This is a genomic window from Enterobacter kobei (assembly GCF_001729765.1).
Classification (GTDB): Bacteria; Pseudomonadota; Gammaproteobacteria; order Enterobacterales; family Enterobacteriaceae; genus Enterobacter; species Enterobacter kobei.
Genome location: NZ_CP017181.1, coordinates 315612 through 331930 on the forward strand (window position 1 = coordinate 315612; position 16319 = coordinate 331930).

Here is a 16319-nt window from a genome sequence, read left to right on the forward strand (position 1 = left end):
CGAGCATCAAACTTAAATTGAAGAGTTTGATCATGGCTCAGATTGAACGCTGGCGGCAGGCCTAACACATGCAAGTCGAACGGTAGCACAGAGAGCTTGCTCTCGGGTGACGAGTGGCGGACGGGTGAGTAATGTCTGGGAAACTGCCTGATGGAGGGGGATAACTACTGGAAACGGTAGCTAATACCGCATAACGTCGCAAGACCAAAGAGGGGGACCTTCGGGCCTCTTGCCATCAGATGTGCCCAGATGGGATTAGCTAGTAGGTGGGGTAACGGCTCACCTAGGCGACGATCCCTAGCTGGTCTGAGAGGATGACCAGCCACACTGGAACTGAGACACGGTCCAGACTCCTACGGGAGGCAGCAGTGGGGAATATTGCACAATGGGCGCAAGCCTGATGCAGCCATGCCGCGTGTATGAAGAAGGCCTTCGGGTTGTAAAGTACTTTCAGCGGGGAGGAAGGTGTTGTGGTTAATAACCGCAGCAATTGACGTTACCCGCAGAAGAAGCACCGGCTAACTCCGTGCCAGCAGCCGCGGTAATACGGAGGGTGCAAGCGTTAATCGGAATTACTGGGCGTAAAGCGCACGCAGGCGGTCTGTCAAGTCGGATGTGAAATCCCCGGGCTCAACCTGGGAACTGCATTCGAAACTGGCAGGCTAGAGTCTTGTAGAGGGGGGTAGAATTCCAGGTGTAGCGGTGAAATGCGTAGAGATCTGGAGGAATACCGGTGGCGAAGGCGGCCCCCTGGACAAAGACTGACGCTCAGGTGCGAAAGCGTGGGGAGCAAACAGGATTAGATACCCTGGTAGTCCACGCCGTAAACGATGTCGACTTGGAGGTTGTGCCCTTGAGGCGTGGCTTCCGGAGCTAACGCGTTAAGTCGACCGCCTGGGGAGTACGGCCGCAAGGTTAAAACTCAAATGAATTGACGGGGGCCCGCACAAGCGGTGGAGCATGTGGTTTAATTCGATGCAACGCGAAGAACCTTACCTACTCTTGACATCCAGAGAACTTTCCAGAGATGGATTGGTGCCTTCGGGAACTCTGAGACAGGTGCTGCATGGCTGTCGTCAGCTCGTGTTGTGAAATGTTGGGTTAAGTCCCGCAACGAGCGCAACCCTTATCCTTTGTTGCCAGCGGTTAGGCCGGGAACTCAAAGGAGACTGCCAGTGATAAACTGGAGGAAGGTGGGGATGACGTCAAGTCATCATGGCCCTTACGAGTAGGGCTACACACGTGCTACAATGGCGCATACAAAGAGAAGCGACCTCGCGAGAGCAAGCGGACCTCATAAAGTGCGTCGTAGTCCGGATTGGAGTCTGCAACTCGACTCCATGAAGTCGGAATCGCTAGTAATCGTAGATCAGAATGCTACGGTGAATACGTTCCCGGGCCTTGTACACACCGCCCGTCACACCATGGGAGTGGGTTGCAAAAGAAGTAGGTAGCTTAACCTTCGGGAGGGCGCTTACCACTTTGTGATTCATGACTGGGGTGAAGTCGTAACAAGGTAACCGTAGGGGAACCTGCGGTTGGATCACCTCCTTACCTTAAAGAACCTGCCTTTGCAGTGCTCACACAGATTGTCTGATGAATGATGAACTTCTGAATGTACTTTTGAGTGCATTAAGAAGTTTTGCTCTTTAAAAATCTGGATCAAGCTGAAAATTGAAACGACACACATGTTATGTGTGTTCGAGTCTCTCAAATTTTCGCAAACCGATGATGAATCGAAAGAAACATCTTCGGGTTGTGAGGTTAAGCGACTAAGCGTACACGGTGGATGCCCTGGCAGTCAGAGGCGATGAAGGACGTGCTAATCTGCGAAAAGCGCCGGCGAGGTGATATGAACCTTTGACCCGGCGATGTCCGAATGGGGAAACCCAGTGTGATTCGTCACACTATCGTTAACTGAATACATAGGTTAACGAGGCGAACCGGGGGAACTGAAACATCTAAGTACCCCGAGGAAAAGAAATCAACCGAGATTCCCCCAGTAGCGGCGAGCGAACGGGGAGCAGCCCGGAGTCTGAATCAGCTTGTGTGTTAGTGGAACGGTCTGGAAAGTCCGACGGTACAGGGTGATAGTCCCGTACACGAAAATGCACAGGTTGTGAACTCGAAGAGTAGGGCGGGACACGTGGTATCCTGTCTGAATATGGGGGGACCATCCTCCAAGGCTAAATACTCCTGACTGACCGATAGTGAACCAGTACCGTGAGGGAAAGGCGAAAAGAACCCCGGCGAGGGGAGTGAAAAAGAACCTGAAACCGTGTACGTACAAGCAGTGGGAGCCTACTTGTTAGGTGACTGCGTACCTTTTGTATAATGGGTCAGCGACTTATATTCTGTAGCAAGGTTAACCGAATAGGGGAGCCGAAGGGAAACCGAGTCTTAACTGGGCGTTAAGTTGCAGGGTATAGACCCGAAACCCGGTGATCTAGCCATGGGCAGGTTGAAGGTTGGGTAACACTAACTGGAGGACCGAACCGACTAATGTTGAAAAATTAGCGGATGACCTGTGGCTGGGGGTGAAAGGCCAATCAAACCGGGAGATAGCTGGTTCTCCCCGAAAGCTATTTAGGTAGCGCCTCGTGAACTCATCTTCGGGGGTAGAGCACTGTTTCGGCTAGGGGGCCATCCCGGCTTACCAACCCGATGCAAACTACGAATACCGAAGAATGTTATCACGGGAGACACACGGCGGGTGCTAACGTCCGTCGTGAAGAGGGAAACAACCCAGACCGCCAGCTAAGGTCCCAAAGTCATGGTTAAGTGGGAAACGATGTGGGAAGGCACAGACAGCCAGGATGTTGGCTTAGAAGCAGCCATCATTTAAAGAAAGCGTAATAGCTCACTGGTCGAGTCGGCCTGCGCGGAAGATGTAACGGGGCTAAACCATGCACCGAAGCTGCGGCAGCGACGCTTATGCGTTGTTGGGTAGGGGAGCGTTCTGTAAGCCGTTGAAGGTGGCCTGTGAGGGTTGCTGGAGGTATCAGAAGTGCGAATGCTGACATAAGTAACGATAAAGCGGGTGAAAAGCCCGCTCGCCGGAAGACCAAGGGTTCCTGTCCAACGTTAATCGGGGCAGGGTGAGTCGACCCCTAAGGCGAGGCCGAAAGGCGTAGTCGATGGGAAACAGGTTAATATTCCTGTACTTGGTGTTACTGCGAAGGGGGGACGGAGAAGGCTATGTTAGCCGGGCGACGGTTGTCCCGGTTTAAGCATGTAGGCGGAGGTTCCAGGTAAATCCGGTACCTTTTAACGCTGAGGTGTGATGACGAGGCACTACGGTGCTGAAGTAACAAATGCCCTGCTTCCAGGAAAAGCCTCTAAGCATCAGGTAACACGAAATCGTACCCCAAACCGACACAGGTGGTCAGGTAGAGAATACCAAGGCGCTTGAGAGAACTCGGGTGAAGGAACTAGGCAAAATGGTGCCGTAACTTCGGGAGAAGGCACGCTGATATGTAGGTGAAGCCCCTGCGGGTGGAGCTGAAATCAGTCGAAGATACCAGCTGGCTGCAACTGTTTATTAAAAACACAGCACTGTGCAAACACGAAAGTGGACGTATACGGTGTGACGCCTGCCCGGTGCCGGAAGGTTAATTGATGGGGTTAGCGGTAACGCGAAGCTCTTGATCGAAGCCCCGGTAAACGGCGGCCGTAACTATAACGGTCCTAAGGTAGCGAAATTCCTTGTCGGGTAAGTTCCGACCTGCACGAATGGCGTAATGATGGCCAGGCTGTCTCCACCCGAGACTCAGTGAAATTGAACTCGCTGTGAAGATGCAGTGTACCCGCGGCAAGACGGAAAGACCCCGTGAACCTTTACTATAGCTTGACACTGAACACTGGTCCTTGATGTGTAGGATAGGTGGGAGGCTTTGAAGCGTGGACGCCAGTCTGCGTGGAGCCGACCTTGAAATACCACCCTTTAATGGCTGGTGTTCTAACGTAGACCCGTAATCCGGGTTGCGGACAGTGTCTGGTGGGTAGTTTGACTGGGGCGGTCTCCTCCCAAAGAGTAACGGAGGAGCACGAAGGTTAGCTAATCCTGGTCGGACATCAGGAGGTTAGTGCAATGGCATAAGCTAGCTTGACTGCGAGAGTGACGGCTCGAGCAGGTGCGAAAGCAGGTCATAGTGATCCGGTGGTTCTGAATGGAAGGGCCATCGCTCAACGGATAAAAGGTACTCCGGGGATAACAGGCTGATACCGCCCAAGAGTTCATATCGACGGCGGTGTTTGGCACCTCGATGTCGGCTCATCACATCCTGGGGCTGAAGTAGGTCCCAAGGGTATGGCTGTTCGCCATTTAAAGTGGTACGCGAGCTGGGTTTAGAACGTCGTGAGACAGTTCGGTCCCTATCTGCCGTGGGCGCTGGAGAATTGAGGGGGGCTGCTCCTAGTACGAGAGGACCGGAGTGGACGCATCACTGGTGTTCGGGTTGTCATGCCAATGGCACTGCCCGGTAGCTAAATGCGGAAGAGATAAGTGCTGAAAGCATCTAAGCACGAAACTTGCCCCGAGATGAGTTCTCCCTGAGACTATAAGTCTCCTGAAGGAACGTTGAAGACGACGACGTTGATAGGTCGGGTGTGTAAGCGCAGCGATGCGTTGAGCTAACCGATACTAATGAACCGTGAGGCTTAACCTTACAACGCCGAAGCTGTTTTGGCGGTGAGAGACGATTTTCAGCTGATACAGATTACAGAATTTGCCTGGCGGCTTTAGCGCGGTGGTCCCACCTGACCCCATGCCGAACTCAGAAGTGAAACGCCGTAGCGCCGATGGTAGTGTGGGGTCTCCCCATGTGAGAGTAGGGAACTGCCAGGCATCAAATAGAAGAACCCCGTACCGTAAGGTGCGGGGTTTTTTGCTTTGGGTTTTATTCCTCTCCTTGAAATTTTCCCGTAGGACGGATAAGGCAAAGCCGCCATCCGGCAAAGCAGATTGCACGATCTCACCGGAAAGAGAAGCAAGAATATAAAAGAAGGGATTTATAAACGCAGAAAAGCAAAAACCCAGCCATAGGCTGGGTTCTTTAAATAGTGGTGCCCGGACTCGGAATCGAACCAAGGACACGGGGATTTTCAATCCCCTGCTCTACCGACTGAGCTATCCGGGCAACGGAGCGCATTAAACCGCAATCGCGCCTTATCGTCAACATTATTTCGGGGAAAGCTGTTCAATTGCTTAACTTTACGGCAATCTGGCGGTTTACGCGCCGAAAAGACCAAATTTCGCTGATTCGCTTACGTCAACGCCCCGCCCATACGACACTGAGCAAAGCGAAGAATATCTTCCGCCAGGCGGTGCGCCGTATCCACATCGGCCTGGCTACGATTCACCAGCATGCGGCTCAGACAACCCTCCAGTACCAGCTCCATTTGCTTAGCGACCATTGCCGGGTCATCCACTTCAAGCGTTGTCAGTAGCTCGTGAGTGAAGTCATGCGCCGCACGCTTTTGCTGATCCGCCAGCTGATGTATTGGATGCCCGGGATCGGGATAAAATGTACAGGCGGCAATAAACAGGCAGCCCGGATAACGATTGTTACTGACACATTCAGTCAGGGCGGTGTAGCGAGCCAACAGCTTTTGCTCAGCCGTCAGTTCTTCATTAAGCATCAGCTGTCTGCGCCAGATATCCACCTGCTGGCTAAGGTAGCGCAGCGCATCATAAAGCAGGGCCTCTTTATCCGGCCAGAAGCGCGTTAACTCATCCAGAGGGTAATCGATACGGTCGGCTACCATCTCAAGCGTGGTGCTGGCGATCCCTTGAATCTCAAGTAATTGCAGGGCTTGTCCCAGTACGTCTTCACGTTGCACGGTTATCTCCTCCGCTATTCCCAACGGTATGTCCCGTCTAAAGTGTTGTTTACGGTTGGCGATTGCGCAAATGCGCGCTGAATGCCGTTGAATCCATAAACCCGGTTACACGCTGTTCTGGCTGCTCTTCCCCTTGTTCATTGAAGAATAAAATGGTTGGCAGCCCGAGTACGTTAAGGTGCTTAAGCAGAGTCTTATCCTGCTCATTGTTGGCCGTGACGTTTGCCTGAAGCAACACCGTCTCTTTCAGGGCGCTTTGTACCTGAGGATCGCTAAAGGTGTATTTTTCAAACTCTTTGCAGGCAACACACCAGTCAGCATAGAGATCGAGCATCACCGGTTTACCTTTTGCCTGAGCCAGGGCGCTATTGAGCTCATCGACATTGTTAATGCGGGTGAAGTCCAGATGCGCCTGCGTCTGACCCACCGGCGTGCCAAATGCCCAGTCCTGCAGCGGACGCACGCTGACCAGTGCAGCCGCCAGCAGCAGGATTTGCACAAGGCGCATCCATGGCTTTTTCGCCCCCAGGCTGACGATAAATGCCCAGGAGAAGAATGCGACGCCAAGCATCGCCCACAGACGCCTTCCCCACTCGTCTCCGATGATGCGCTCCAGCAGGAACACCGGTAGCGCCAGAATGACAAAACCAAACGCGGTTTTCACCGTCTCCATCCACGGTCCGCTTTTCGGCAGCAGACGATTACCAAAGACCATCACAAGAATGAGCGGCAGACCCATCCCCAGCGCATAAAGATACAGCGTTCCGCCACCGAGCCACATATTGCCGCTCTGGGCGATGTACAGCAGGATGGCGCTGAGCGGCGCAGTGGTGCAGGGTGAACAGATTAGCCCGGCAATTGCACCCATTGCGAACACGCCGCCTGCAGCTCCTCCCTGCTGACGATTACTCATCAGCGTTAAGCGGGTTTGCAGCGAAGAGGGCAGTTGCAGAGTGAACAGGCCAAACATCGACAGCGCCAAAAGAATAAAGACAACTGACAGACCAATAAGCACGTAAGGATGCTGAAGCGCTGCCTGGAATTGCAATCCAGCGGCGGCGACCACGAGGCCGAGCGCCGTGTAGGTTAATGCCATGCCCTGGACATAAATAAAAGCCAGCAGCAGCGCCCGGGCGGTGGAAAGCCGTTGCTTACCGCCTAGCACAATCCCGGAGATCAGCGGGTACATGGGCAGTACACACGGCGTAAAGGCAATGCCAATACCAATCAGTAGCGCCCAAAACGCTGAGAAGGGAAGATCTGAAGTGGCTTCGCCTTCTCCCTTCACCCTGGCCCTCTCCCCCGAGGGGAGAGGGGAGGCAGCGGCTTTAACTTCAGTAAGCGGAACGACCTTCGTTTCAGGAGGATAGCAGAAGCCCGCGTCGGCACAGCCCTGATACGTCACGGTCAGCGTGGCGCCTTTATCCGCCTGATTCACCGTGACGGGTACGTTTAAGCGCTGACGATAGATTTCACTCTTACCGTAGAACTCGTCCTCGTGCCACTCGCCCGCGGGCATCCGCAATGCGCCGACGTTAGCCTTTGCGGACGTGATGCTGACCTGTTTGCGGTAAAGGTAGTAACCCTCTTTCACCTGCCAGGTCAGATTGAGATCGTGCTGGTTCTGCTGAAAATCGAAAACAAACGCCTGGTCGGCAGGAATAAAGTTTGAACGGCCGGGTGCGTCAAACAACCCGGCAAATACTGATGTGCTGCACAGCAGCAGGATCAGCGTAAGGAAGCGTTGAGCCATGTGAGATAGTCGTTATCGCCATGGAGCACTGGCAGCACCAGCAGCTCTGGAGTTTGGTAAGGATGATGAGACTTGAGGCAGTCGAGGAGCGCCTGCTGGTTCGCCCGGTTGGTTTTAAGCAACATCTGGACTTCGTACTCCTGCTCCAGCTTGCCTTCCCAGTAATAAAGGGAGGTTGCGCCGGGGAGAAGCGTTACGCAGGCTGCCCATTTTTCGGCCAGCACTTTGGCGGCGAGATCCTGGGCAGAGGCTTCATCAGGGGCGGTACACAGTACGACAACGGCATCAGGCGTGTTCACAAGTCGACCTCCTCATCACGAAAGTCTTCACTATATCACGCAAGACGATTGGTCATTAATGAATCGGGCCGCAGTGCGGCCCGATTTTAACTATTTTTACAACGGCTAAAGGTTTACAGCACAATGCCACCGATGATAAAGCCGAGGATGACGCAAAGCGTAATTGCTACCACGCCCGGGATCAGAAACGCGTGGTTAAACACGTATTTACCGATACGGGTAGAGCCAGTGTCATCCATTTCAACCGCTGCCAGCAGGGTTGGGTAGGTTGGCAGAACGAACAGTGCGGAAACGGCTGCGAAAGAGGCAATCGCCGTCAGCGGCGTTACGCCTAACATGAGTGCCGCAGGCATCAGCGCTTTGGTGGTTGCTGCCTGGGAGTAAAGCAGGGTCGCAGCAAAGAACAGCACGACCGCCAGCAGCCACGGGTAGTTGTGCAGCAGGTCGCCGGCTACGGTCTGGATATCGCTGATATGCGCCTTCACGAAAGTATCGCCGAGCCATGCCACACCCAGTACACACACGCAGGCACTCATACCGGATTTAAAGGTACTGGCGTTCAGCACTTCGCTGGTGTCGATTTTACAGGTGATGCTAATCAGCGTCGCGATAGTCAGCATGAACACCACAATCGCTTCGTTACGCGGCAGAACCGGGTTCTGAATCAGCCCCACGGTGTCACTGATGGCGGTTGCGTAGAACATCACTGCGACGATACCAATCAGGAACAGCAGTACGGAGCGCTTTGCGTGCGGCTTCAGTTCGAAGACCTGGCTACCGCGCAGTCTCACTTCACCTTTTGCCAGACGCTCCTGGTAAACCGGATCGTCTTTCAGTTCGGCACCGAGGAAGTTACACAGCACGGCAGTAATCATGACCGCAATCAGCGTCACCGGAATACAGATCGCCAGCAGCGTCAGGTAGCTCACGCCCATCGGCTCCAGGATACCGGCGAAGAAGACCACGGCGGCAGAGATCGGCGAGGCGGTGATGGCAATCTGAGACGCAACGACGGCAATAGAGAGGGGACGAGACGGGCGAATCCCCTGTTCTTTTGCCACTTCGGTAATCACCGGCAGCGTGGAGAACGCCGTGTGGCCAGTTCCCGCGAGAATGGTCATAAACCAGGTGACCAGCGGGGCAAGGAAGGTAATGTATTTAGGATGGCGGCGCAGCATACGCTCCGCCAGACTCACCAGGTAGTCCATACCGCCTGCCACCTGCATAGCGGCGATAGCGGCAATAACTGCCATGATGATTTCGATAACGTCAAAGGGGATTGCGCCGGGTTTAATCTGAAAGATAAGGGTAAGAACGAGCACCCCGAGACCGCCGGCAAAACCGATGCCGATACCCCCGAGTCTTGCTCCCAAATAAATCGCCAACAAGACGATGACGAGTTCTGCTCCAAACATAAGGACCTGCCTTGCTTATTAACAAGTTGATATTGAATTGTTGTATTTTGGTAACGCCTAAAAAGAAAAAAGGCACGTCACAAGTGACGTGCCTTTAAAAGCCTAGCCTGAACGGTTACTGTTCGCTTTCATCGGTATATCGTTTCGCTTTATATGCCGGGTGCATCAGGTTCTGGGCGGAGAAGATATCGTCCAGCTCAGCCTCGGTCAACAGTCCGCGCTCCAGCACCACTTCACGCACGCTCTTACCGGTTTCGGCACAAATCTTACCGACGATGTCACCGTTATGGTGACCGATGAACGGGTTGAGGTAGGTGACGATCCCGATAGAGTTGTAAACGTAGCCTTCACACACTTCTTTATTTGCGGTAATGCCGTTAATGCATTTTTCCAGCAGGTTGTAGCAGGCGTTAGTCAGGATGTGGATAGATTCGAACATCGCCTGGCCAATCACAGGCTCCATTACGTTCAGCTGCAGCTGACCGGCCTCGGAGGCCATCGTCACGGTAGTGTCGTTACCGATGACTTTGAAGCAAACCTGGTTCACCACTTCTGGCACGACCGGGTTCACCTTAGCTGGCATGATGGACGAACCCGCCTGCAGTTCTGGCAGGTTGATTTCGTTGAGGCCAGCGCGCGGGCCGGAAGAGAGCAGGCGCAGGTCATTACAGATTTTGGACAGTTTCACCGCCAGACGTTTTAGTGCGCTGTGTACCATCACGTACGCGCCGCAGTCGGAGGTGGCTTCAATCAGGTCTTCCGCAGGCACGACTGGCAGGTTGGACACTTCAGCCAGCTTCTGAACCGCCAGCTGCTGATAGCCATCCGGGGTGTTCAGACGCGTACCGATGGCGGTTGCGCCCAGGTTCACTTCCAGCAGCAGCTCAGAGGTGCGCAGCAGGTTTTTGGTCTCTTCATTCAGCAGCACGTTAAATGCGTGGAATTCCTGGCCCAGCGTCATTGGCACTGCGTCCTGTAACTGGGTACGACCCATTTTCAGGATATCCTGGAACTCAACCGCTTTACGCTGGAAGCCATCGCCCAGTTGGTTGATGGCGTCCACCAGTTTCACCACGGAGGCATACACCGCGATACGGAAGCCGGTTGGGTAGGCGTCGTTGGTGGACTGGCATTTGTTAACGTGGTCGTTCGGGTTCAGGTACTGGTATTCACCTTTCTGATGACCCATCAGCTCCAGGCCGATGTTTGCCAGTACTTCGTTGGTATTCATGTTGACGGAGGTACCCGCGCCGCCCTGATAGACGTCAACCGGGAACTGGTCCATGCATTTGCCGTTGTTCAGCACTTCATCGCAGGCAGCGATAATCGCATTTGCCGCGCTTTTAGGAATGGTTTGCAGCTCTTTGTTAGCCAGCGCTGCGGCTTTCTTCACCATCACCATGCCACGGACAAACTCAGGGATGTCGCTGATTTTGCTGTTGCTGATGTAGAAGTTTTCAATCGCTCTCAGAGTGTGAACACCATAGTAGGCATCCGCTGGAACTTCCCTGGTACCCAACAAGTCTTCTTCGATACGAATGTTGTTTAACATGTGAACCTTCTTTTCAAGCTGCCGATGGATTGTACTAAACACACAGTATATATGTGGTTTTGAATATTTTCTGACCGACGATTATTCCCTCAATCAGCCAGATGCTCGAGATCATATGCTGATGATAGCGAATTGCCGTAAGCTGGATCACTTATTATCGAGCCGATTCCATGATAATTATTAATCTGTGAAATGTGTCACCGCTTTAATATTTCCAGAAAAAATATCCGTGCAAACCGATTGAATTTTCGCTAACTGCCACCATTTCATACAAACGCGCGTCGCGAACACATTCAGACAGGGGCCTGACGGCACCTGCCCTACAGGAGATGCCAGTGCGCTGGATACCATTTATTGCTTTCTTTCTCTATGTTTACATTGAGATTTCCATTTTTATCCAGGTTGCCCATGTACTGGGCGTCCTGCTGACGCTGGTTCTGGTGATTTTCACCTCCGTCATCGGCATGTCGCTGGTGCGTAACCAGGGTTTCAAAAATTTCCTGATAATGCAGCAGAAGATGGCTGCAGGCGAAAGCCCGGCAGAAGAGATGATCAAAAGCGTGTCGCTGATTATCGCGGGTCTGCTGCTTATTCTGCCTGGCTTCTTTACCGACTTCCTCGGCCTTTTGCTGCTTCTGCCGCCAGTGCAAAAACACCTGACCATGAAGCTGCTGCCGCATCTGCGTTTTAGCCGTATGCCGGGTGGTGGCTTCAGTACGGGCCCGGGCGATACGTTTGAAGGGGAGTATCAGCGTAAGGATGAACAGCACGACCGTTTAGACCACAAAGACGATCGGTGATTTTTATGCCCGGTGGCGCATCGCTCACCGGGCCTGAGGATTTTGCCGCTTCGGTAAAAACAGCCACAGCCCTGCCAGCATGACGATGGCATACACACTCTTCCATCCCACCATTGCCAGCAACAGCAGGCAAAGCACACCCCCGACGACCGCCAGTGCTTTATAACGGCCTTCCAGCAGACGACAGCCCGCCAGCATGCACAGCAGATAGATCATAATGAAAATGCCGTTGGCGTAGACGATCAGGGCATCCAGATTGATTTTCAGTACGTAAATACCCAGCGTACTCAACACGCAGCAGCCCAGCACGGTATTCAGTGCATTCACCGGAAGTTGACGTTTGGACAACTGCGCAAGACGGCTTTCAGGATTATAAAGCGCCTGCGACCACACCAGACGGGCAAAGCTCTGGATATAAATATTCAGGCTGGCAAAACAGGCGAGATAGCCAATCATACATGCGACCCACAGCGCTTTTACGCCAAACAGGTGTACCACTATGCCCGGCAGTGACGCGGCAGCCGCTTTATCCGCACCGAATGCGTTGAAGTGCAATACCAGCACGGTGCAGGCCCAGTAAACTGTTCCTGCCAGCAGCAGGCCAATCATCAGCGCGCGCGGAAAATCGCGCTCAGGCTGCTTAAATTCAGAGGCCAGATGGGCGAACGCTTCGAGACCCACAAAACACCAGAACATAACGGCAAGGGCTGCGAAAAGCTGTGAATGGTCAATGTTTGTCGCTGCCGGGAAGGGAATGTCCTTAATTGTGATATTGCCCGCCCACCAGACAGCCGCAACGAGCGCAACAATCAGTACCGCAACCAGCGTCTGCAGGTTTGCACTTGAGCTGGCGCCGCGTGAGCCCACCCACCAGACGATGGCCAGCGTACCCAGTTCAGCCAGCAGGAGCTGCTCGTTATGCCAGCCAAACAGCGCCTGTCCAAAGCCGGTTGCAATATGCAATGCCGCAGGAAGACCCACCGGGATCACCGAGAGAAACAGCCAGCCGGTAACACGCTTCAGTCGCGGGCCAAACGCCAGCCCGACAAAGTGCGCCACACCGCCTGCGTCAGGGAAGTGCCGCCCGAGGATGGCAAACACAATGGCTATCGGAAACACCAGCACAATCAGCACCGGCCACGCCCACAGGCTGTTATTGCCTGCTACCAGCGCCGCCAGTGCGGGTACGGCAAATACGCCCGTACCTAACAAGGAGGTTGAGAGCAGGCCAACGCCCTGCGCCAGTCCCAACTCCTGTTTAAGTCCACTCATTGACATCGTCCTGCCAATACCAAAAGAGAGGGGATGGTAACACTTTCGCAAAATTTTTTTTCAACTCCCCCTTGAAGGGGGAAAAAGCTATCCCCATCTCTCAGGGCACTAGTCGGAAAACCGCATGCGGGCCGGCGTCATCCATAACTGATAATGACTTTCTCAAAGGAGAGCTATCAATGAGTATTCGTCCGTTACATGATCGTGTGATCGTCAAACGTAAAGAAGTTGAAACCAAGTCTGCTGGCGGCATCGTTCTGACCGGTTCTGCTGCAGCCAAATCAACGCGTGGCGAAATCATCGCTGTCGGTAAGGGCCGCATCCTAGAAAACGGAACTGTGCAGCCGCTGGACGTTAAAGTTGGTGACATCGTAATTTTCAACGATGGCTACGGCGTGAAATCCGAGAAGATCGACAATGAAGAAGTGTTGATCATGTCCGAGAGCGACATTCTGGCAATTGTTGAAGCGTAATTTACGCACGAGAATTTGAGGAAATAAGAACATGGCAGCTAAAGACGTAAAATTCGGTAACGACGCTCGTGTAAAAATGCTCCGCGGCGTAAACGTACTGGCCGATGCAGTTAAAGTGACCCTGGGCCCGAAAGGCCGTAACGTAGTGCTGGATAAATCCTTCGGCGCGCCAACCATCACCAAAGATGGTGTTTCTGTAGCACGTGAAATCGAACTGGAAGACAAGTTCGAAAACATGGGTGCTCAGATGGTGAAAGAAGTTGCCTCTAAAGCGAACGATGCTGCAGGTGACGGTACCACCACCGCGACCGTACTGGCGCAGGCTATCATCACTGAAGGTCTGAAAGCCGTTGCTGCGGGCATGAACCCAATGGATCTGAAACGTGGTATCGACAAAGCTGTCGCTTCCGCTGTTGAAGAGCTGAAAGCGCTGTCCGTACCGTGCTCTGACTCCAAAGCCATTGCTCAGGTAGGTACCATCTCCGCTAACTCCGACGAAACCGTAGGTAAACTGATCGCTGAAGCGATGGACAAAGTCGGTAAAGAAGGCGTTATCACCGTTGAAGACGGTACCGGTCTGGAAGACGAACTGGACGTGGTTGAAGGTATGCAGTTCGACCGCGGCTACCTGTCCCCATACTTCATCAACAAGCCAGAGACTGGCGCTGTTGAGCTGGAAAGCCCGTTCATCCTGCTGGCTGACAAGAAAATCTCCAACATCCGCGAAATGCTGCCAGTGCTGGAAGCCGTTGCGAAAGCAGGCAAACCGCTGGTTATCATCGCTGAAGACGTTGAAGGCGAAGCGCTGGCGACCCTGGTGGTTAACACCATGCGTGGCATCGTGAAAGTGGCTGCGGTTAAAGCACCTGGCTTCGGCGATCGTCGTAAAGCGATGCTGCAGGATATCGCTACCCTGACTGGCGGTACCGTTATCTCTGAAGAGATCGGTATGGAGCTGGAAAAAGCGACCCTGGAAGACCTGGGCCAGGCAAAACGCGTTGTGATCAACAAAGACACCACCACCATCATCGACGGTGTGGGTGAAGAAGCCGCTATTCAGGGCCGTGTTGGTCAGATCCGTAAGCAGATCGAAGAAGCAACCTCTGATTACGACCGTGAAAAACTGCAGGAGCGCGTAGCGAAACTGGCAGGCGGTGTCGCCGTTATCAAAGTCGGTGCTGCGACCGAAGTTGAAATGAAAGAGAAAAAAGCGCGCGTTGACGATGCCCTGCACGCGACCCGTGCTGCGGTAGAAGAAGGCGTGGTTGCTGGTGGTGGCGTTGCGCTGGTGCGTGTTGCCGCTAAACTGGCTGGCCTGACTGCACAGAACGAAGACCAGAACGTGGGTATCAAAGTTGCGCTGCGCGCAATGGAAGCGCCTCTGCGTCAGATCGTTTCTAACGCCGGTGAAGAGCCATCTGTGGTTGCGAACAACGTGAAAGCGGGCGAAGGTAACTACGGTTACAACGCGGCAACTGAAGAATACGGCAACATGATCGACTTCGGTATTCTGGACCCAACTAAAGTTACCCGTTCTGCTCTGCAGTATGCGGCATCTGTAGCTGGCCTGATGATCACTACCGAGTGCATGGTTACTGATATGCCTAAAGGCGACGCGCCTGACTTAGGTGCTGCTGGTATGGGCGGCATGGGTGGTATGGGCGGCATGATGTAATCATGTTGTTCTGAACCTCTCAGAACGAACCCCGGGCAGCGATGCCCGGGGTTTTTTATTGCCTGTCCAGCTGCTACTCAAAGGTGCCTTTCACGCACACAACACCTTCGCGCACCATCTGGCGGCCTTTCGCCCAGACCTCGTGGATTTTTAGATCGTCCGTCAACACCAGGAAATCGGCATCGCATCCGGGCGCGATCCGTCCTTTATGCTCCAGCCCGAGAAACTCCGCCACATTACGCGTAAATGGCAGAAGCGCCTCCTCCAGCGGCAGGTGATAGCGGCTGACCAACTGCTGTAGGGTTTCCGGAAGGGATTCGAATCCTGCCACGCCAATGCCTACCAGGTTGCCATTTGCGTCAAAATTCGGCTGGCTACCGTTACCGTCCGAGCTGAGCGTGAGACGGTTAAACGGCACCTGCGCTTCGCGGGCTGTCGCAATGGCGGTGGCGGCATCAATGGGTTCGCTGATGCTGGTGGTGATATCGATATAACCCCCTTCGCGAGCATAGTTTAGCGCGGCGAGGAAAAGCGCCTCGCCGCGGTTAACGTGGGTTGGCAGCAGCTTCGTGCGGGGAACGTCGGCGTTATTCAGAATGTTAAGGAGCGGCTCCAGCAGCTTCGGGCTGTTGCCGAGGTGAAAAACGGAGATACCCGCTTTGGCACCCAATAGCCCGCCGACGCGTGACTGGGCGGCCATGCTGGCGAGCCGATCGTCCGCTGGCGCGGAAGAGCGATGATCGGAAATCGCGCATTTCACACCAATGATTTTGTCGATCAGCGCCACATCTTTTTCAATACTGCCGGTAATCGTCGGAGAAGGCAGTCCGTACGCGCCCGTCAGCATCCACGCGCTGATCCCTTCATGCTCAAGCGCTCGTGTTTTTGCCAGCAGTGATTCAGGGTGTCGGGTGACGCCGTCGGTGCCCAGCAGGCCAACCACGGAGGTGATACCTGCTGCTACCAGCGCAGACAGCCGCACCTCCGGCGTGCGGGTGTGGGGCCCCGCTTCACCGCCGCCACCGATGAGATGCACGTGCTGATCGATAAATCCCGGGCAAATCACCGCTCCGGCGAGATCGGTTTCAGGACACGCCATCCGCGTTGTTGCATGCCCCGCTTTTTCGCACGCAACAATTTTTCCCCCAGCGATCAGCAGATCGCAATGTCCCCGATCCTCCGGGGCGTAGAGATGTGCGTTGCGGAAAAGATGGGGTTCCAGCACTGAAAAATCCATTT

General features: G+C 53.9%; 10 protein-coding genes, 1 tRNA gene and 3 rRNA genes. 6 read left to right on the top strand and 8 right to left on the bottom strand.

Annotated elements, in window-relative coordinates; genetic code table 11:
• Positions 1-14: 14 nt before the first annotated feature.
• From BFV64_RS01510 to rrf, 3 genes are all read left to right on the top strand, one after another.
• Positions 15-1554: ribosomal RNA gene (locus BFV64_RS01510) — 16S ribosomal RNA — on the top strand.
• 208 nt (positions 1555-1762) lie between these two features.
• Positions 1763-4667: ribosomal RNA gene (locus BFV64_RS01515) — 23S ribosomal RNA — on the top strand.
• 63 nt (positions 4668-4730) lie between these two features.
• Positions 4731-4846, top strand: a 5S ribosomal RNA gene (gene rrf / locus BFV64_RS01520).
• Together the 16S, 23S and 5S rRNA genes form the textbook arrangement of a ribosomal RNA operon.
• Positions 4847-5062: 216 nt before the next feature.
• On the opposite strand, the gene BFV64_RS01525 is transcribed toward rrf, so the two are convergent.
• The 6 genes from BFV64_RS01525 to aspA form a co-directional block, all read right to left on the bottom strand.
• Positions 5063-5138, bottom strand: a tRNA-Phe gene (locus tag BFV64_RS01525).
• A 127-nt stretch (positions 5139-5265) separates the two neighbouring features.
• On the bottom strand, positions 5266-5841 hold the full coding sequence (locus BFV64_RS01530; RefSeq protein ID WP_014882195.1) for a transcriptional regulator: 576 nt from the start codon (positions 5839-5841) through the stop codon (positions 5266-5268).
• A gap of 49 nt (positions 5842-5890) precedes the next feature.
• Positions 5891-7594 (bottom strand): protein-disulfide reductase DsbD, encoded by a 1704-nt coding sequence (locus BFV64_RS01535; protein WP_069601624.1) that lies wholly within the window; start codon positions 7592-7594, stop codon positions 5891-5893.
• Positions 7570-7893, bottom strand: coding sequence for a divalent cation tolerance protein CutA (gene cutA, locus BFV64_RS01540; RefSeq protein WP_014882197.1), 324 nt, complete (start codon positions 7891-7893; stop codon positions 7570-7572). The genes BFV64_RS01535 and cutA overlap by 25 nt, the downstream gene beginning before the upstream one ends.
• Positions 7894-8006: 113 nt before the next feature.
• Positions 8007-9308, bottom strand: coding sequence for an anaerobic C4-dicarboxylate transporter (locus BFV64_RS01545; RefSeq protein ID WP_023331834.1), 1302 nt, complete (start codon positions 9306-9308; stop codon positions 8007-8009).
• A 115-nt stretch (positions 9309-9423) separates the two neighbouring features.
• A complete protein-coding gene (gene aspA, locus BFV64_RS01550; protein WP_003855923.1) occupies positions 9424-10860 on the bottom strand; it encodes an aspartate ammonia-lyase in 1437 nt (478 codons plus the stop codon).
• 335 nt (positions 10861-11195) lie between these two features.
• Here aspA and BFV64_RS01555 point away from each other — a divergent pair, with 335 nt between their 5' ends.
• A complete protein-coding gene (locus BFV64_RS01555; RefSeq protein WP_014882199.1) occupies positions 11196-11660 on the top strand; it encodes an FxsA family protein in 465 nt (154 codons plus the stop codon).
• A gap of 24 nt (positions 11661-11684) precedes the next feature.
• On the opposite strand, the gene yjeH is transcribed toward BFV64_RS01555, so the two are convergent.
• A complete protein-coding gene (gene yjeH / locus BFV64_RS01560) occupies positions 11685-12932 on the bottom strand; it encodes an L-methionine/branched-chain amino acid transporter (RefSeq protein WP_023331835.1) in 1248 nt (415 codons plus the stop codon).
• A 179-nt stretch (positions 12933-13111) separates the two neighbouring features.
• Here yjeH and BFV64_RS01565 point away from each other — a divergent pair, with 179 nt between their 5' ends.
• Entirely contained in the window at positions 13112-13405 is a 294-nt protein-coding gene (locus BFV64_RS01565) for a co-chaperone GroES (protein WP_003855929.1), read from the top strand.
• A 31-nt stretch (positions 13406-13436) separates the two neighbouring features.
• Complete coding sequence (groL, locus tag BFV64_RS01570) at positions 13437-15080, top strand: chaperonin GroEL (protein ID WP_014882201.1); 1644 nt, start codon at positions 13437-13439, stop codon at positions 15078-15080.
• Positions 15081-15153: 73 nt separating this feature from the next.
• Here the strand turns inward: groL and iadA are convergent, their stop codons facing one another.
• Positions 15154-16317: a beta-aspartyl-peptidase gene (iadA, locus tag BFV64_RS01575; RefSeq protein WP_045134436.1), complete on the bottom strand. Its 1164-nt coding sequence runs from the start codon at positions 16315-16317 to the stop codon at positions 15154-15156.
• Positions 16318-16319: the final 2 nt, after the last annotated feature.